Raw genomic sequence first — 17,096 nt, 5'->3', positions numbered from 1 at the left:
CGACGCGCTTTTATTTCTTCAACCACTTACCATTAATACCACGCACATACTCACCAGGTTCAGCTCTATTCACCAATTTTTCGCCAGTAAGTTTAGCCACTTGCTCTGTAGAAATATTATTGCCAGCCGCAATTTCTGCGTATTTTTTCTCACGGGCTTGATTAATTTCTGCCACCAAAGCTTGTGCCTGATTATCTGTTTTCACTATAGCCAGATAACCACTGAAAGTTTCACCAACCAATCCTTTCTGCTTTGCCTCATTCAGAGTCATTCCTACAACGGAAGAGCTGAACAATACACTAGCCAATAACAATATTCCCGTACCTGTTCTCTTCATCATGCCAACCCCCTAGAATAAACCCGTGTTATTCTTGAGCATCTCTTCAACTTGCCTGTCTACTTTTATCTGAATTTCATGCTCAATTTTGACATTCATATTAATATTAATGGGCTTCTCCGGTGTTGCCACTTCAAGGCGTATACAACCTGACAGCATTAAAGGCCCCATTGATAGTAAGAACAGCTTCATTCCAGTTTGTTTTGTCATTTATCACTCCCATTTAATACAGAGATATTTTGCTGTAACCAATCTTCAAGATTGTTGCCAAACCGTAAGCTGCGCCATAAGTGAAAGATATTCTCTTCATGATGGTAATTCAGCTTGACTTGCCGTTTTTTATCTCTTAATGAATTAACACCTTGAATTTCAGCGCTAAGTGCCAGAATCCCTAAATTATCAAGACTGAGCTGCGCCCGTAAACGACTGATTTCTAAATAGCGTAACCAATCCATAGCGGCACCAGCGGAAATATTATCTTTGTTAATGGAATCTACCGTGTCTTTATCCAGACGTAAGGTCATATGGTCGATATTGGTAATCTGACCTTGCTGAACTATCCAACGTTCATTATTAATAAACAACGGCAATTTTCCGCTGATTTTGCCGGATATCGCAAATTGTTTGACTTTCAACACAGTAAGAAGGCGACTTAACTCCAATTTATCAAGCGCCAAAATAGCAGGATGATGCTGAGGAAGCCTTAATTTATCTAAGTTAATCTGTCCATCCAATATACCTACATTCACATTAGTCAATTCCAGCGGTTTTTGTTCCGATGGTGGATAAAATCCCTGTAAGTCCGCCGTCAAGTTACGCATTTCAAACAGGTTATTAATCGTTTTCACTCGTAGTTGAACCGGCGATTTAACACCAAATTGCCAGATACTCTCTTTCAGCCGCCACGGTAAGACAAAATCAAGTCCACTGATTTCACCCTCTTTAAGCCACATGCTGCCATTTTTTACTACCCAGTGTCCCCCCGCAACAAAACCTTGCCCTCGTGTGGCAGAAAAAGCGGCCTGCGCATAAAGATCACCTGATCGTAAGTTTATGCCTAAATCTTTAGGTACCAACGGCTGAAATGCAAGTAAGGATTGAGTAGGCCAACGCGCTTCACCACGCAATCTTGCTCCATCCCAACGACTGTAAAAAGGGATCGGACCAATATTTCTTGATGAAAGATCACCATTAACAATAAAGTTATTCGGGCTTTCTCCTGTCAATTTTGCTGTCAGCTCAGCAGGGGGCAAAAAGCCACCGGACCGAAATGATGTTTTCTTCGCTGTCAGCCGTAACTCACCCTTAAAGGCGGGCAATTTCTCTGAACGTTGCCATTCCAATGGTTTTGTTAATTGTAGACGCGGCGTATCCACCCGAATCATACCGTGCTTAATCACATTAAAACCGGTAGTCATTTCGTTGACGTTAATCAATGTGTCATGCCAACGCCCTTTTCCAACGATATCCCATTTAGCCTGTAGTGGCGGCAAATAGCCATCTCCCCAATAGTTCCAACGCCAATAGCCTTTATCCGGCATAAAATCCTCGGCATGACCATCTAGATGCAAACGGAATTTTCCCCAGTCACGGTGTTGCGCATTAACAATCGCCTGTAACCGACCCGTAAAACCTTCACGTGTCAGATAAGTTCCCGCTAACGGTGATCGGGCATCTTTAACCATAAACTCATCAGACAATCGCCCCCAAACCCGAAACAACGAACCTGACTGGAAAGTCATTTTCGGATTAACCAGCGGACCATCAATTATCGCAGGCAATGACATAGCCATCATCATATCCTGCACATTAATCTGACCCGTTAATTGCAAAGGAAGTTGCGTATTTAATGAATTTATCCGGCCCGGTTTTATCGTTAACACAATATTCGCTTTACCACGTTTACCCTGAGTGACCAAATTTATACGACCACTCATTAGCAGGTTATCCAACCCTTGTTGCCAATGAGCAATCTTAATATTCACTCCTCCCGCAAGAGGTTGTTCCGCACTCGTCCACTGCCATTTACCATCAGTAATATCAAACTGGTCTTGGTTAAACTGCCAAGGCAATTCGGCCAAAGGTACTGTTGTCCCCTCTTCGCCGATAATAAGTTTGCCGGATGTCCCTCGCCAACCTAACTTGATATTCAGCGGGTGCGCATATTGCCTGGCAATAATTTTACCTTTTACATCACCATGAGGCGGTAATTTGTCCACATTAAGAGGTAATGTCATTTCACCATTAAGGCTGATTTCCTGTTCTGGTAATTTAATTGCCAGTTGGTCAATAACTAGCGATTCCTTACCATAAATATGCGCTGACAATTTAACCTTCTTCCCCTGATAACTGAGTTCTTGCCCCTGAGAAGAGGAATTGAATTCTAGTCTTCCAGCAAAATCTTGCCAGGGATGAAAAGAAAGATTTTCCACGGACAAACTTCCCTGTGGAATAAGAGCTAAAATATCAGCAACAGACAGTGGATCATGGCTTTGTGTCGATTTAGGTAACTGATTTAGGCAATTGATATCCCCGCTAATATCTGCGGCATTTAATCGCCAATGATAACTGTTATCTATCTCTGAATATGGGTAACTAACAGATAATCGCGATACACGAATAAGCCTGCAATCCTTCACCTGCAATGAAATATCATCCAATTGCAAAGCCCCATTTTTCCATTTTGGTTGTTTCAATGAAACCATCATACCTGGAGGTAACCAGCGACCAGTGACCTTAGGTAACCAATGAGGAATAGAAAACCATCCCACTGCTATCAGCAATACCGATAACATCAGTATGGTAATGAATATTTTTAACCCTTTGGTTATCAAACCTTTACCTCTCCTTATTAAGCCTTAGATCGGTTACTTCTATACCCGTTATCTTTCAAGTTGCCTCTTTGTTGGCTGCACTCGCTCACCCCGGTCACATAGTTACCTATGCTCCCGGGGATTCTCTCCCTTGCCGTCGCGATCCATCTTGAAATCCATAGGGTATATTGTTATTCCATAATTTAGCAGACACGTCTTAAACTAAGACATTGATTATTAAGAAAATTATGTTGAACATATAGGGGAACAACAAGCAATACACTTATAGAGTTAATTAATTTATTGGTTTATTTAACCCTTTACGTCAGCAATAATTTAAGCCCAAAACAATTTATTAGCTACTTAAATTATAGCGGAGATAATTCCATGAAATTAGTCGTTTACAGTACCAAACAGTATGACCATAAACATCTGGAGCAGGTCAATAAAAAGCTCGGATTTGGTTATGATTTCGAGTTTTTCGATTTCCCTCTCAGTTCAAAAACGGCCAAAAACGCTATTGGTGCAGACGCTGTTTGTATTTTCGTCAACGATAATGCTGACCGTAAAGTGCTTGAAGAATTAGCTGAAATGAATATAAAAATCCTCGCATTACGTTGCGCAGGTTTTAATAATGTCGATCTAGATGCAGCTGAAGAATTGGGTATTCAGGTTGTACGGGTTCCAGCCTATTCCCCTGAAGCTGTTGCTGAACATACCGTCGGATTAATGTTGTGCTTAAACCGCCGTATCCACCGAGCTTATCAACGTACCCGTGACGCCAATTTCTCTCTTGAAGGCTTAATTGGCTTCAATATGCACAGCCGTACAGCGGGAATTATCGGAACCGGCAAGATTGGTATTGCAACTCTACGTATTCTTAACGGATTTGGTATGCGTCTGCTAGCTCATGATCCCTACCCCAATCAAGCTGTTTTGAATCTCGGTGCTCAATATGTCGATCTGGATACGCTGTATGCACAATCCGACGTCATATCTCTTCATTGCCCGTTAACACCAGAAAATCATCATCTGCTGAATGAAGTTGCTTTCAGTAAAATGAAAAACGGCGTAATGATCATCAATACCAGCCGAGGGGCTCTAATTGATTCCGTCGCAGCCATTAACGCATTAAAACAACAAAAAATTGGCGCTCTGGGTATGGATGTTTACGAGAATGAACGCGATCTCTTCTTTGAAGATAAATCTAATGACGTAATTCAAGATGATATTTTTCGTCGCTTGTCTTCGTGTCATAACGTGCTGTTTACCGGTCATCAGGCATTTCTGACAGAAGAAGCCTTAACCAGTATCAGTGAAACTACGCTGAGAAATATCCAGCAATTAATCAACGGAAAAAATTGCCCAAATATTGTTAGTAAGTACCCTTAAAATAATATATAGGAGATAAACATGAAAAAAATACTACCTTTGGCAACAGCAACTTTATTGTTAGCCACATTCCAAGCGTCTGCGGTAGAAAACGTGTCAGTTGATGATTTACAACGTCACAAATTTGTTCTAGTGAGCGTTAATGGCGAAGGCGTGAAAAATCAAGATGGTCGCGTACCAACCATTGAATTCGGGGAAAAAATGCATGTTTCTGGTTCCATGTGTAATCTCTTCATGGGTCAAGGTAAACTGAAAAATGGTGTACTGACCGTTAAAAACCTGGCCAGCACTCAGATGCTTTGCTCTGATGAAAAATTGAATAGATGGGATTACCTGATTGGTCAAGTATTAGCCGATGGCGTTAAGGTGAAGTTGAAAGATCAAAAACTGACACTATCTCACCCCGACAATACATTGGTTTATAAAGTTAAGTAATCAAAAAAATCATTTATAACATTAGCATTAAACATTTAGCAGAGTGAAATTCCTTGAATGGACTCAAGATTAAACTCTGTTTATCCAAATGTTTTATGTGTTAGGTGCCGGAAATTATTCTCCGGCACTTCCAGATATAATATCTAAACAATAAATTTACCACTGGCATTAAACTTTTAAACATTATAGGAGAACCAAAATCGACATAAATAAATATAGATAATATAACTTATTTTTAACTTATTCCTTCTAACTTAAATAAAGAGTTATACACTTTTTACATTTAATAAATAGTTTACTAACTAAATAAAAGGAAATAATTTATGTCCAATATTGCACTGACTGATATTCAATTTATCAACCTCATGAACGAAATGCGCCAACACGCAAGACATATGTTAAGTGGTTCTAAAACTGAACCATTTATGCCATCAACACCTGAACTCCAGGCATATGCAAATATGCTTGGGGAACAATACGAAAGTATAGATGTTACTGAAAACAAGGAAGTAGATGGTATTATTAATCAATTGAAAGATTCTGTGAAATCTGGTGCTAATTCAACAGTAAACGTCTCTAAGACAAGTGTAACTAATAGCACACAGAAATATCAGGAAGCGATTGCCACTGATCCAGACAATGCAGACCAAGACTGGATCGATAACATGAATAAATCTCGTCAAAGAACCAAAGATGAGAACAACAGACAAATTGATACAAGTTACGATAAAGCCATTCAATTCGGATTACAATTTCCTAATGCCAGAGCAGCAATACAAAGTTTTATGGAAAAAACTAATGCATTCTTCTCCAGTTTATTTGGCAGACTTTCAAATTTTATACTTGATGCCGCCAGGCAACTCTCTGAATGGATAAGCAGAGCATGGGAATCAATTAAATCGTTCTATGATAAAATTAATGTTTGGATTTCCGGCGCTTTGTAATTAATTGATAATGGTTCGAGTTAGTTCGAACCATTATATACCCGTTATCTTTCAAGTTGCCTCTTTGTTGGCTGCACTCACTCACCCCGGTCACATAGCTCTCTATGCTCCCGGGGATTCGCTCCCTTGCCGCCGCGATCCATCTTGAAATCCATAAGGTATATTCACCTCAGATATAACCTAAGTAAATTAATTACTTATTAGGCAGTTTGATCCTGGAAATAATTGCCAGTCTATCCATATAATATTCCGCATGACCCCACAACCAACTCTGCTCTTTACTAACATCATCTTCAGCTAAAATATTTCTTAATTCACAGGTCATAACATCATAGCCATAAACATAAAGCCCAAACTGTAACGCCTCATACATTCTGGCTTGCCAAAAAGAGGTGCCTTCTATTATTTGACTCATATTTGAAGCAACAACATCATAGGCTTTAATCAGATAGTGGAAAAAGATTTTAGCGGCCAAATCACTTAATGCCGCTTTATGTTGTGGCTTCCTCGTTCGCCACACAAGTATCTGCGAAGCGAGACGACAGTTAAGCACCAAATCACTTAATATAATAACTTTGTTGTAATAAACGACTTCTTTTGTTTCGTCACTAAGTAGCGCTAATTCAAAGTAGGGCTCATCTATATCATCCAAATCTAACCTGTTATCAACCCTGATCAACCGGTAACCAGGTGGAAAAATGAGTTCATCCACATCATGCACAATATTAGTACCAGAGGAATCAAGAGCATCATACAGAACACGATTGAACTCTAACTCACTCAATTGGATGAAATCATTGGTAATCTTTTCTATGTTTCCCACATGTATTGGCATACTTTATGCTTCCTATAATAGACCACAGGTTCAATTACCTAATGGTAATAGTATAGATGCAATTATATATATCCGTCATCTTTCAAGTTGCCTCTTTGTTGGCTGCACTCGCTCACCCCAGTCACATAGTTTGCTATGCTCCCGGGGATTCGCTCCCTTGCCGTCGCGATCCATCTTGAAATCCATTGGGTATACAATCAACCTTTAGTTCATTTTTGGGGGATATGCCCACTGGTTAACTTCGCTCTTCCCAACCTGGGAAACACAGAAAATAATTTATTAAATTATAATGAGTTAAATCATTATCAAGGTTTATTAATAATATGATCTTCCCATTCTACAACATCAATTTCCCGTACAGCGATGTGCCTAACCGAAATTCTTTCGCTATGCATTGCTGATTTAGAACCTTTAATCAGAGGATGCCACGGTAATAATGGCTTCCCTTCTTCTAGCAAACGATATGCACAAGTTATTGGTAACCATGCAAAAGTCGGCAAATTATAACGGGTTAATTTGATACAATCCGGTTCATATCTGAAACGATCTTCGTAATTTTTACATTGGCACGTTTTTATATTGAGTTGATTGCAAGCAACATTAGTAAAATAAATTTCATCGGTATCATCATCCATCAATTTATGTAAACAACACTGCCCACAACCATCACATAATGACTCCCATTCTTCATCCGTCATCTGATCTAGGGTTTTTACCTGCCAGAAAGGCTGAGACATAACTTCTACTATTCCTTATATTATTCAAATCACTCTGGTAGTGAGTGAATTATCATTCAGAGTAACCTTTAACACATCACCAGGTTTCAGTGCGCCAACACCTTCCGGTGTACCAGTGAGAATCACATCTCCCGGCCGCAAAGTAAAAAAGTGCGACATATGGCTGATCAGGGGAACGATGGGTGTCAACATATCGTTACTATTACCGTTCTGCCGTAGCTCATTATTGACCGTCAGTGAAAACTGGACATTCTGTGGATCACCAAAGTGGCTTATTCGAATAAACCCAGATATCGGGCAAGAGCCATCAAACGCCTTACTTTTTTCCCACGGTTGACCCGCTTGCTTGAATTTAGATTGCAAATCACGCAAGGTGAGATCCAATGCAACAGCCAAACCCGCGATAGCGGCACCAACTCGCTCTTCATTTGCTTGTTTCAACGGCGTACCAATCAGTACAGCCAGTTCAACTTCATGATGAACAACACCAAAATCCTTTGGAATGGCAATTGGCTGATGTATATCACACAGTGCAGTTTCCGGCTTAATAAAAACGACTGGCTCTTCCGCTGGCTTAGACCCCATCTCTTTAATATGTTTAGCGTAATTACTACCAACGCAAACCACTTTATTGACAGGAAGATCCAGTAATGCCCCCTGCCAGTCTCTGTGTTGATACATATTCGTTTCTCACTCTGGTTTATACCCGTTATCTTTCAAGTTGCCTCTTTGTTGGCTGCACTCTCTCACCCCGGTCACATAGTTTTCTATGCTCCCGGGGATTCGCTCCCTTGCCGTCGCGATCCATCTTGAAATCCATTGGGTATATTAGGCAACATACCCATAATTATAGCACTTATTGCCCCATCTTATCGGCCACCACGCCAAGCGTGATCGCAAAATAGGGAAATCTTTCCTTTGAGAAGCAAACCAGATTGTTTCCCTTTAAAAGCACAACTTATTGTGAATATTGTGGTGGTTAATAAAACCGCGCCGACGGTTAATTTTGCTCATCAAACCTCTGGATTCTTCTTATTTTTCCATCTGGCTCAGATGTGCATTCATTAAGTTTTCAACCGGAGGGGGGATTTGCAGGTAAAAACCCTGTTCAATTAACGATATTTTTACCTTTTCGATGTCAGCGCCTGCTAGCTTTTTTCTGTCTGCCAGAGAGATCATCATTGTATATTGGGGCTGTCCAAAACTTTTCAGTAACTCTTCGGGAACACGAGAGAAATTATCTCTTTTTTCAACATAAAGATATGTTTGCTCCCTTTTCGGACTGCTGTAGATCGCACAAATCATTATAATAAACTCTTTTAAATTCAGGTCACAACTTGCTTGAATAATTCAGTAATTATAACATGTTTATTGTATTTCTAAATATCGTATCCCAGGGGGTGTTCTGGGGGGATCTCAAATTTGCTGAATCTGAGTCAGGCAGGATAGATGTCACAGTCGCCAATTGAGCTAAAAGGCAGTAATTTTACGCTTTCGGTTGTTCATTTACACAATGACCAACCAGAAATCATTCTACAGGCCCTACAGGAAAAAGTGGAACAAGCACCGGATTTCCTGAAAAATGCACCGGTTGTCATTAATATCTCCGCTCTGCCGGCAGACGCTGATCTGAAAGCACTGCATCACGCTATTGATTCAGCAGGATTCCGTATTGTCGGAATGAGTGGTTGTCGTGATGAGCAACAACGCAGGGCGGTAATAAAAGCCTCCTTACCACTACTGAGTGAAGGAAAAAAACAAAAAACCTCGGCAAAGGAAGATAAACCGGCCGAACCCGCGATTAAAAAAACCCGTGTAATTAATTTACCTGTTCGCTCAGGTCAAAGGATTTATGCCCAAGGCAGTGATCTTATTGTTACCAGTAATGTAAGCGCCGGTGCCGAATTGATTGCAGACGGCAATATTCACATCTACGGTATGATGCGTGGTCGGGCATTAGCCGGTGCATCCGGTGATCAGGAGTGTCTGGTTTTTTGCACCCACTTAAATGCTGAACTTATCTCTATCGCAGGGCAATATTGGCTCGGCGATAAAATCCCGACTGAATTAGCAGGAAAAGCCGCAAAACTTAGCCTGGTAAATAATGAATTAACTATTGAACCTTTAATCTAGCCCTTTTAATAAGGAATCACTTCATGGCACGCATTATTGTTGTTACATCAGGTAAAGGTGGCGTTGGCAAAACCACTTCAAGCGCGGCCATTGCTACCGGCCTTGCTCAAAGAGGTAAAAAGACCGTCGTTATCGATTTTGATATCGGCCTGCGTAACCTCGATCTGATTATGGGATGTGAACGCCGCGTAGTTTATGACTTCGTGAACGTTATCCAAGGTGACGTCTCGCTTAATCAGGCATTAATTAAAGATAAACGTACCGAGAATCTTTATATCTTGCCTGCATCACAAACCCGCGATAAAGACGCTCTCACCTCTGAAGGCGTTGAGAAGGTTTTAGTTGATCTGGATAAACAAGGTTTCGATTTTATTATCTGCGACTCCCCGGCTGGGATTGAAAGTGGCGCGTTGATAGCACTCTATTTTGCTGACGAAGCGATCATCACAACCAATCCTGAAGTCTCTTCTGTACGTGATTCAGACCGTATTCTGGGTATTCTAGCTTCTAAATCTCGACGAGCTGAACGGGGTGAAGATCCGATTAAAGAACATCTGCTATTAACCCGCTATAACCCAGGTCGTGTAAGTCGTGGTGATATGCTCAGTATGGAAGACGTTCTGGAAATTTTATGCATTCCTTTAATCGGTGTTATCCCGGAAGATCAATCTGTACTGCGTTCATCTAACCAAGGAGAACCAGTTATTCTGGATACAGAATCCGATGCAGGAAAAGCGTATACAGATACTGTTGAACGTTTATTAGGGGAAGAACGTCCTTTCCGCTTCATTGAAGAAGAGAAAAAAGGCTTCTTAAAACGCCTGTTTGGGGGGTAAAACATGGCCTTGCTAGATTTCTTTCTGTCGAGAAAAAAAACGACAGCAAATATCGCTAAAGAGCGGCTGCAAATCATCGTGGCAGAGCGTCGCCGTGGTGACTCTGAACCTGCTTATCTGCCTGATATGAAACGGGATATCTTGGCGGTAATCTGTAAATATATACAGGTCGATCCTGATATGCTCTCTGTACAATTTGAACAGAAAGGTGATGATATTTCCGTGCTGGAACTCAATATAACATTACCTGAGGCAGAAGAAACTCAAAAATAACGCAGATAAACAGGGCTGTTTTATCATTACCGCCATCAAAGTAACCAAACTCATTATGTGGCAGTCTGAGATGGGGTAACCCTAACGGGAACCCCTTTCTCGCGCTTTAGCCTGGCATCAGGCTAAGGCCCTGATATGGATTAATCAGGATAGTTCGCCAGAATCTCTGCAACTGGCTCAGCCAGCAATTCTCCCCGCCATCCACTAAGCAGTTCAGGTTTGTCATTTAATTGTTTCAAGTTCCAGTGAACACTAAGTAATTGATTAATCTGACGACGAGATGCCAATAATTCAGAATTAAATCTATGCTGTTCACTGACTTGATGGATCAGCGCCTTAATATCCTTAAATGCTTTGCGATAACCCGGTTGATCAATCAAGTTCGTCATTGGCGGCGGGCATTCACTTTCTGGAATATTTCCACTTTCAGCAACCATTGCCAATAGACGGCGACCATGACAACGAATCTCCTGCCCGCTTAACCCTAACGCATCCAACTCTGCCAGAGAAGTTGGCATATAACGCGCTACCTGCCACAAGTTTTCTTCACGAATGACGAAGTTTACGGCTAAATCGCGTTCTCTGGCCTGACTCAAACGCCATGCAGCCAGTTTTTTCAAACACGCAAGCTGTTGGGGACGTAATTGACAAATATTGCCTATCTGTTTATAAGCAGATTCCGGTTCCAATATCTCTTTACGGCGTCGACTGATAAGCCGACACTCACCCGTCGCAGCCTCCATATATCCGGCCTGCGCGGTTGCAGTCATCAAGATATCCGCCAAAGGCAACAGATAATAAACATCTGCGGCTGCATATTCACACTGTTTTTCGCTTAACGGGCGAGCAAGCCAATCAGTGCGAGATTCGCTTTTATCCAGCTCGACATGAATATATTCAGCCACCAGCGCGGCAAAGCCACATGAAAGCGGGTGCCCAATAAAAGCCGCCAGGACCTGAGTATCAATCATCGGTTCTGGCAAGCATTGAAAAGCATTCAGAAAAACTTCCAAATCTTCACTGCCAGCATGTAACAGCTTCAATATTTGAGGATGAGTAATTAACTCACGGAAAGGTTGCCAGTTGGTGATATTAAGTGGATCAATCAGAGAAAGTTGTTCGCCATCATACAGTTGTATCAAACCTAATTGCGGGTAATACGTCCGTGTGCGTACAAATTCAGTATCCAATGCTACTTTTGAGTATTTTTTTGCCCCTTCGCAAACTTGTTGCAACTGAGCATCTGTGGTGATCAACTGATAATTCAAAACATAGTTCTCTTAGCCATTCATGGAATAAGCACGACAACGCCGGCTAATACCGGCGTTGTCGTGCTTATCAATATTATGAAGAGGATCTCAGGCTATGCTACATTCCTGACCTTTTCCTCTTCATCACGCAGTTCCCTACGAAGAATTTTACCTACATTAGACTTAGGTAATTCATCCCGGAACTCAATGATCTTTGGTACTTTATACCCTGTTAGATAACGACGACAATGGGTTTTAAGTTCATCCTCGGTCAAACCAGGATCTATCCGAACCACAAATACTTTGACAGTTTCACCGGAACTTTCGCTTGATACCCCTATTGCTGCTGACTCTAGCACTTTAGGGTGAGCTGATACAACATCTTCAACTTCATTAGGATACACATTGAAACCAGAAACCAAAATCATATCTTTTTTACGATCTACGATATGAATGGAACCCTGTTCATTAACATTCGCAATATCACCCGTTGCTACCCAACCATCTTTCAACACTTCTTCTGTTGCATCAGGACGATTCCAATAACCGGCCATCACCTGTGGGCCCCGTATCCACAATTCTCCCTGCTGGCCCATCTCTACCTCATTACCATCATCATCCACAAGTTTGATTTCTGTTGAAGAGACCGGGAAACCAATACTGCCAGTGTAATGTTTCGAATTATAAGGATTACAGGAAACCAAAGGTGAACATTCTGTCAGACCATAACCTTCAAGCAAATTGGTGCCTGTCACTTTTGCCCATTTCTCAGCAACCGCTTTCTGTACCGGCATACCACCACCAACAACCAGACGCAGCGTAGAAAAATCAAGCTTCTTAAATTCTTCATTATTCAACCAGGCGTTAAACAATGTATTTACCCCGGTGACAGAAGTAAACGGATAACGACCTAATTCTTTAGCTGTACCCGTAATATCACGCGGGTTAGTAATCAGAAGATTGCACCCACCCAAGTAAATAAGTAACAAGCAATTCACCATTAACGCAAATATGTGATAGAGAGGCAACGCCGTAACAATCAGCTCTTGGCCTACACGTAATAATGGAGAATAAACCGCTTTTGCCTGTTCAAGATTTGCCAAAATATTACGGTGAGTCAGCATAGCGCCCTTAGCTACGCCAGTGGTGCCACCAGTATATTGCAGAAAAGCCAAATCATTACCGTTAATCTCTGGTTTTACATATTGCATGCGATAACCTTTCTGTATCGCACAACGAAATGAAATAGCATCAGGCAGATTATACTTCGGTACCAGCCGTTTGATATATTTCACCGCAAAATCAACCAGCGTACCTTTAGGACGAGATAGTTGGTCACCCATACGCGTCAAAATAACATGCTTAACTTTAGTATTAAAAACGATCTTTTCCAATGTATGGGCAAAATTGGAGACGATCACAATAGCGGAAGTGCCGCTGTCATTAAGCTGATGTTCAAGCTCCCGTGGCGTATATAGCGGATTTACATTTACGACAATCATACCTGCACGTAGAACACCAAACAGTGCAACGGGATATTGCAGCAGGTTTGGCATCATCAGCGCAACGCGATCTCCTTTACTTAATCCCAAACCATTTTGCAAATATGCTGCAAACGCCCGACTACGCTCTTCCAACTTACGGAAGGTCATAATCTCACCCATATTGATAAATGCAGGTTGATCTGCATAGTGCGCTACGGCATTTTCAAACATCTCAACCAATGATGCATAACGATCCGGGTCAATCTCCGCAGGAACATCCGCCGGATAATGTTTTAGCCAGACTTTCTCCAAGGTAGTACTCCTGAAATTTTAATTGCTATGTTATCACTCGCCTAATAAATAACGCACGCTTTGATTTAACAAATTATTAACTCAGCGTACCAGTTTAAAAAAGAAACATTGTTCAGGTTGAGATACACATCACTAATTTCACGTTAATCCTGATACATAAAAACAAAGGGAATTGTGTTATCTGTAAATTATTTTTATTTATCAGTATATTATTGCCATAGTTAATATTTAACTTTGTAGCTATTGATTATACATTGACCTACTTATTTTTTGCTTAAGATAGCATTTTTGAAATAGCATTTATTGCTTTCATCTATTCCAATGCATTATTAAAAAATCAATATTAATAAAAAATGATTATATACCTTATGGATTTCAAGATGCATCGCGACGACAAGGGAGTGAATCAGGTATTCAGAAACAGCAACTTTGGGTCGCTGAAAGTGAGCAAAAACTGGTTGGATTTGCGCTAATCCGCCGCTTAAATCAATTGATGCTGCTAGCTGAGATTGATGTGTTGCCGAAATATCATGGCCAAGGTATTGCCAGTACCCTGCTTAGCGTAATCATTGAGCAATGAGAACAAAACAAGGAAACCACACTTTACCTCATAACTTTTCGTCATTTTCTACCAAGTCGCAAATTATATGACAAATTCGGTTTTGTCATACTGCAATCGCATGATATTCCTAATGAACTACAGAAAATTCTAGTAGAAGTGATGACTGCGGGTTTCGGTGCAAGAATTGCGATGAAATTAACGATCAATCCAAAGATAGAGAGGAAATAACAGATAAATTACCGCCACATATTATTGCGGCGGCTCAAACTGGAAAGAAAGTTACAATGTCACAAAGTAGATAACTCTATCTGGTCAAAATAGTCTCAACAGGTGTGGGGTCGGAATACCAATTCCATCCCCAACCTGAATAATATGGATAGCCATAATAATTCCAAGGCCCCGGGCCATAAGGCATCAATACTCTCTGAACAACTTTCCAGCGTTGATAACCCATTACATTAATCACAACATAATCGTAATCCGCACAACCAATTTTCCCCTTTTTCAATCCCACTATCGGACCTACGACAGTGACGTAATTTCCTTTAAAATCGGCAGGATCAAGGAAATCATTAACATAAACATAGATACGGCCAAGGGAAGGCTCATCTAATTCTGGGCTGGCATCCGATGCTAATGGCAATGACGATATTTCCAGACGAGTACGATGATTTTCATTCACTACACCAAGTACCTTGCCGCCGAATCGCCCTTCCTGACCGATAAACAACTCAGGCGTACTCTTAACAGAAAGCAGATCTTGAACAGGCGTTGGTGACGTTCCTTTTACTGAATCAGGAACGGTGATACAGCCTGTAAGCATTACAACACCTAACAAGATTAGCGCCTTAACACTCGTCCGGTAGTTTATTACTCTTAACATAACCACCTTCTCCTGAAAATGATGTTTAAAATAACTCTATCTATTTGATACTTTCTTTTACTACAAGTTTCATCAATAGATACTTAACGGCCTGGTAATTTTTTCCAAGTAACTTCATTACGCAAGTATACCGGTTCAGCATGTTCTACAGCCGTCACCTCACCGTTTTGCCACATCTGTATTGCCAGAGGTAACATATCTTCAGCATGAGGTAATGTGATACTACTATCAGTTAGCGTTAAATGACTTGCCATCAACTGAGGATAAGCCTGCCAGCCAGTACCCGCAACCACCCAATCGCCACTCAATGAAGCCATGAATGCCTGTACCTGTTCCGGCTTCAGCACGGCTTCTGTTTCACGTCCTTGCCATTCACCTTGCTGATTACGGATATATTGCCCCCAGTAAACCTCTCCCATCCGGGCATCAATGGCGGTTAATACCTGAGTTGCACCTAGCAGACGAAAAACACCTTGAGCCATTGCATTGAGCGTTGACACACCAATCACTGGCAGTTCAGCCCCCAGAGACAAGCCCTGAGCAATACCAACACCAATACGCACACCGGTAAAACTACCCGGCCCACGGCCAAAAGCCAAAGCATCAAGCTGCTGTAAACTCATCCCGGCTTCTGCCAGAACAGATTGAACCATAGGTAAAATGCGTTGCGTGTGTTCACGTGGAGAAATTTCAAACTGTGCCAAAACGGCACCATCATTCCAAAGAGCAACAGAACAGGCTTCCGTTGCAGTATCAATAGCCAGAATTCGTACAGGCATGCCTCAAGCACCTCGGCAAGAAATATAATTCAAAATAAAGTGCTATTTTATCATAGCCTAGTCGATTTTACCCAGTTGGCAGCCATATGAAGGCCATTACCCTTTGCCATATGTACACAGGGGATAGCTGTGTTTTTATGAATTATCAGATAGAAAAGAGATAAGTTTACCTGTGCTCCATCGCTTCTCAACGTGATCTGCTGCTATAATTATGGAGCAATCCTTAATTATGTCATGCAATAGCCTGAATTCCGTTCTTCTTAACTATCGTAAGCAACCTCAAGGCTGGGCCTCCGGGTTTTTTTGCTCCACGCTCCCAGTCTGATATAAGATTTTTGCTCACATTCAAATATCGGGCAAAAACAGGCTGTGACAAATGCTCCCGCTCACGAAGAGAACGTATTTCCTCTGGAGATAGTGATTCTATGGGAGTCAAACAGGCAGCATCAAACTCACGCATAGTTTGCTTACTGACAGCCCCTATTTCGCTTAATGCCTCCATCGTTTCGTGAATTGCAGCAAACGCATCACTACGATACTTTTTAACCATATTTAATCACCTCCGAAAAATGACCTTTTTCAATTAGTCTAGCTAATTGTTCATCTGATAACCCTAAAACGTGGGACGCCATCTTCTTAAACTGCATCTCTTCATCATATTCAATATTAGATCTATCACTTTTAGCAAACCCGTAAACAAAAAAAGCATGCTCTGCGGTCTGGTACAAAATCACTGTGCGAAACCCACCAGACTTTCCTTGCCCTTTACGTGCCACCCGCTGCTTAATTACACCACCGCCCAAATCAGCATCAATCTGACCTCTATTGGCTCTTTCAATAGCATCAAGTAAAACCTCATCTGGAATACGCTGTTTTCTGGCAAAACGCTCGAACCATGCATTTTTAAATACTTTCAAAAAGTAGTTCCACTATTAAATCAATTAAAGTATAACACAAAGCATGACACAAAATGGCGATTAAAACAACAACAGGGATTAATCTAACTATCAATAATACCCTATAAAAATATTTACTTTACATAGTATTGCGTACAGTTATACCTCTGATGTCGATACTCTTATCTGCACTAT

General features: G+C 41.2%; 20 protein-coding genes. 7 read left to right on the top strand and 13 right to left on the bottom strand.

Translation table 11 applies throughout. The features are described from left to right. Positions 1-10: 10 nt before the first annotated feature. Genes PluTT01m_RS11140 through PluTT01m_RS11130 form a run of 3 tightly spaced genes read right to left on the bottom strand, consistent with a single transcriptional unit; the run spans position 11 to position 3,171 of the window. The gene (locus tag PluTT01m_RS11140) at positions 11-337 is read right to left on the bottom strand and encodes a YdbL family probable chaperone protein (RefSeq protein ID WP_011146402.1); all 327 of its coding nucleotides are present in this window, start codon (positions 335-337) and stop codon (positions 11-13) included. A 12-nt stretch (positions 338-349) separates the two neighbouring features. Further along, positions 350-547 carry a YnbE family lipoprotein gene (locus tag PluTT01m_RS11135; RefSeq protein WP_011146401.1) on the bottom strand — a complete coding sequence of 66 codons (198 nt, stop codon included), beginning with the start codon at positions 545-547 and terminating at the stop codon, positions 350-352. Continuing rightward, positions 544-3,171 (bottom strand): YdbH family protein, encoded by a 2,628-nt coding sequence (locus PluTT01m_RS11130; protein ID WP_011146400.1) that lies wholly within the window; start codon positions 3,169-3,171, stop codon positions 544-546. The genes PluTT01m_RS11135 and PluTT01m_RS11130 overlap by 4 nt, the downstream gene beginning before the upstream one ends. Positions 3,172-3,537: 366 nt before the next feature. On the opposite strand from PluTT01m_RS11130, the gene PluTT01m_RS11125 reads away from it, so the two are divergent. From PluTT01m_RS11125 to PluTT01m_RS11115, 3 genes are all read left to right on the top strand, one after another. Next, positions 3,538-4,542, top strand: a complete 1,005-nt coding sequence (locus PluTT01m_RS11125; RefSeq protein WP_011146399.1) for a 2-hydroxyacid dehydrogenase — start codon at positions 3,538-3,540, stop codon at positions 4,540-4,542. A gap of 21 nt (positions 4,543-4,563) precedes the next feature. Next, a complete protein-coding gene (hslJ, locus tag PluTT01m_RS11120; protein ID WP_011146398.1) occupies positions 4,564-4,977 on the top strand; it encodes a heat shock protein HslJ in 414 nt (137 codons plus the stop codon). A gap of 323 nt (positions 4,978-5,300) precedes the next feature. Continuing rightward, on the top strand, positions 5,301-5,921 hold the full coding sequence (locus tag PluTT01m_RS11115) for a hypothetical protein (RefSeq protein ID WP_011146397.1): 621 nt from the start codon (positions 5,301-5,303) through the stop codon (positions 5,919-5,921). 193 nt (positions 5,922-6,114) lie between these two features. On the opposite strand, the gene PluTT01m_RS11110 is transcribed toward PluTT01m_RS11115, so the two are convergent. The 4 genes from PluTT01m_RS11110 to PluTT01m_RS11095 all read right to left on the bottom strand — a co-directional run bounded on the left by PluTT01m_RS11110 (position 6,115) and on the right by PluTT01m_RS11095 (position 8,798). Beyond that, positions 6,115-6,756: a hypothetical protein gene (locus PluTT01m_RS11110; RefSeq protein WP_011146396.1), complete on the bottom strand. Its 642-nt coding sequence runs from the start codon at positions 6,754-6,756 to the stop codon at positions 6,115-6,117. A 305-nt stretch (positions 6,757-7,061) separates the two neighbouring features. Next, entirely contained in the window at positions 7,062-7,493 is a 432-nt protein-coding gene (locus PluTT01m_RS11105; protein WP_011146395.1) for a cysteine cluster protein YcgN, read from the bottom strand. 24 nt (positions 7,494-7,517) lie between these two features. Next, positions 7,518-8,174 carry a fumarylacetoacetate hydrolase family protein gene (locus tag PluTT01m_RS11100; protein WP_011146394.1) on the bottom strand — a complete coding sequence of 219 codons (657 nt, stop codon included), beginning with the start codon at positions 8,172-8,174 and terminating at the stop codon, positions 7,518-7,520. 351 nt (positions 8,175-8,525) lie between these two features. After that, entirely contained in the window at positions 8,526-8,798 is a 273-nt protein-coding gene (locus tag PluTT01m_RS11095; protein ID WP_041380069.1) for a YcgL domain-containing protein, read from the bottom strand. A 144-nt stretch (positions 8,799-8,942) separates the two neighbouring features. Here PluTT01m_RS11095 and minC point away from each other — a divergent pair, with 144 nt between their 5' ends. Genes minC through minE form a run of 3 tightly spaced genes read left to right on the top strand, consistent with a single transcriptional unit; the run spans position 8,943 to position 10,735 of the window. Beyond that, positions 8,943-9,626: a septum site-determining protein MinC gene (gene minC, locus PluTT01m_RS11090; RefSeq protein WP_011146392.1), complete on the top strand. Its 684-nt coding sequence runs from the start codon at positions 8,943-8,945 to the stop codon at positions 9,624-9,626. 23 nt (positions 9,627-9,649) lie between these two features. After that, positions 9,650-10,462, top strand: coding sequence for a septum site-determining protein MinD (gene minD / locus PluTT01m_RS11085; protein ID WP_011146391.1), 813 nt, complete (start codon positions 9,650-9,652; stop codon positions 10,460-10,462). Between the two features lie 3 nt (positions 10,463-10,465). Then, positions 10,466-10,735, top strand: coding sequence for a cell division topological specificity factor MinE (gene minE, locus PluTT01m_RS11080; RefSeq protein WP_011146390.1), 270 nt, complete (start codon positions 10,466-10,468; stop codon positions 10,733-10,735). 140 nt (positions 10,736-10,875) lie between these two features. Here the strand turns inward: minE and rnd are convergent, their stop codons facing one another. Continuing rightward, positions 10,876-12,003 carry a ribonuclease D gene (gene rnd / locus PluTT01m_RS11075; RefSeq protein ID WP_011146389.1) on the bottom strand — a complete coding sequence of 376 codons (1,128 nt, stop codon included), beginning with the start codon at positions 12,001-12,003 and terminating at the stop codon, positions 10,876-10,878. A 95-nt stretch (positions 12,004-12,098) separates the two neighbouring features. Next, positions 12,099-13,781 (bottom strand): long-chain-fatty-acid--CoA ligase FadD, encoded by a 1,683-nt coding sequence (fadD, locus tag PluTT01m_RS11070; protein ID WP_011146388.1) that lies wholly within the window; start codon positions 13,779-13,781, stop codon positions 12,099-12,101. A 298-nt stretch (positions 13,782-14,079) separates the two neighbouring features. Between fadD and PluTT01m_RS28245 the strand changes: the two genes are divergently transcribed. Further along, the gene (locus PluTT01m_RS28245; protein ID WP_082302906.1) at positions 14,080-14,361 is read left to right on the top strand and encodes a GNAT family N-acetyltransferase; all 282 of its coding nucleotides are present in this window, start codon (positions 14,080-14,082) and stop codon (positions 14,359-14,361) included. A gap of 286 nt (positions 14,362-14,647) precedes the next feature. On the opposite strand, the gene PluTT01m_RS11060 is transcribed toward PluTT01m_RS28245, so the two are convergent. The 4 genes from PluTT01m_RS11060 to PluTT01m_RS11045 all read right to left on the bottom strand — a co-directional run bounded on the left by PluTT01m_RS11060 (position 14,648) and on the right by PluTT01m_RS11045 (position 16,922). Further along, positions 14,648-15,226 carry a Slp family lipoprotein gene (locus tag PluTT01m_RS11060; protein ID WP_011146387.1) on the bottom strand — a complete coding sequence of 193 codons (579 nt, stop codon included), beginning with the start codon at positions 15,224-15,226 and terminating at the stop codon, positions 14,648-14,650. Positions 15,227-15,309: 83 nt separating this feature from the next. After that, on the bottom strand, positions 15,310-16,005 hold the full coding sequence (tsaB, locus tag PluTT01m_RS11055; RefSeq protein ID WP_011146386.1) for a tRNA (adenosine(37)-N6)-threonylcarbamoyltransferase complex dimerization subunit type 1 TsaB: 696 nt from the start codon (positions 16,003-16,005) through the stop codon (positions 15,310-15,312). Between the two features lie 232 nt (positions 16,006-16,237). Then, positions 16,238-16,555, bottom strand: a complete 318-nt coding sequence (locus PluTT01m_RS11050; RefSeq protein WP_011146385.1) for a helix-turn-helix domain-containing protein — start codon at positions 16,553-16,555, stop codon at positions 16,238-16,240. Continuing rightward, complete coding sequence (locus tag PluTT01m_RS11045; RefSeq protein ID WP_011146384.1) at positions 16,548-16,922, bottom strand: type II toxin-antitoxin system RelE/ParE family toxin; 375 nt, start codon at positions 16,920-16,922, stop codon at positions 16,548-16,550. Before PluTT01m_RS11045 ends, PluTT01m_RS11050 begins: the two co-directional genes overlap by 8 nt. Positions 16,923-17,096: the final 174 nt, after the last annotated feature.

The organism is Photorhabdus laumondii subsp. laumondii (genome assembly GCF_003343245.1).
GTDB classification, from domain to species: Bacteria; Pseudomonadota; Gammaproteobacteria; order Enterobacterales; family Enterobacteriaceae; genus Photorhabdus; species Photorhabdus laumondii.
Note: the sequence above shows the minus strand (reverse complement) of the source record. Positions and strands in the feature narration are given on the sequence as shown.

Bases quoted from the DNA above. Each gene is read 5' to 3' on its own strand.
- PluTT01m_RS11140 (WP_011146402.1), bottom strand. From the start codon at position 337: ATGAAGAGAACAGGTACGGGAATATTGTTATTGGCTAGTGTATTGTTC.
- PluTT01m_RS11135 (WP_011146401.1), bottom strand. From the start codon at position 547: ATGACAAAACAAACTGGAATGAAGCTGTTCTTACTATCAATGGGGCCT.
- PluTT01m_RS11125 (WP_011146399.1), top strand. From the start codon at position 3,538: ATGAAATTAGTCGTTTACAGTACCAAACAGTATGACCATAAACATCTG.
- hslJ (WP_011146398.1), top strand. From the start codon at position 4,564: ATGAAAAAAATACTACCTTTGGCAACAGCAACTTTATTGTTAGCCACA.
- PluTT01m_RS11115 (WP_011146397.1), top strand. From the start codon at position 5,301: ATGTCCAATATTGCACTGACTGATATTCAATTTATCAACCTCATGAAC.
- PluTT01m_RS11110 (WP_011146396.1), bottom strand. From the start codon at position 6,756: ATGCCAATACATGTGGGAAACATAGAAAAGATTACCAATGATTTCATC.
- PluTT01m_RS11105 (WP_011146395.1), bottom strand. From the start codon at position 7,493: ATGTCTCAGCCTTTCTGGCAGGTAAAAACCCTAGATCAGATGACGGAT.
- PluTT01m_RS11100 (WP_011146394.1), bottom strand. From the start codon at position 8,174: ATGTATCAACACAGAGACTGGCAGGGGGCATTACTGGATCTTCCTGTC.
- PluTT01m_RS11095 (WP_041380069.1), bottom strand. From the start codon at position 8,798: ATGATTTGTGCGATCTACAGCAGTCCGAAAAGGGAGCAAACATATCTT.
- minC (WP_011146392.1), top strand. From the start codon at position 8,943: ATGTCACAGTCGCCAATTGAGCTAAAAGGCAGTAATTTTACGCTTTCG.
- minD (WP_011146391.1), top strand. From the start codon at position 9,650: ATGGCACGCATTATTGTTGTTACATCAGGTAAAGGTGGCGTTGGCAAA.
- minE (WP_011146390.1), top strand. From the start codon at position 10,466: ATGGCCTTGCTAGATTTCTTTCTGTCGAGAAAAAAAACGACAGCAAAT.
- PluTT01m_RS11060 (WP_011146387.1), bottom strand. From the start codon at position 15,226: ATGTTAAGAGTAATAAACTACCGGACGAGTGTTAAGGCGCTAATCTTG.
- tsaB (WP_011146386.1), bottom strand. From the start codon at position 16,005: ATGCCTGTACGAATTCTGGCTATTGATACTGCAACGGAAGCCTGTTCT.
- PluTT01m_RS11050 (WP_011146385.1), bottom strand. From the start codon at position 16,555: ATGGTTAAAAAGTATCGTAGTGATGCGTTTGCTGCAATTCACGAAACG.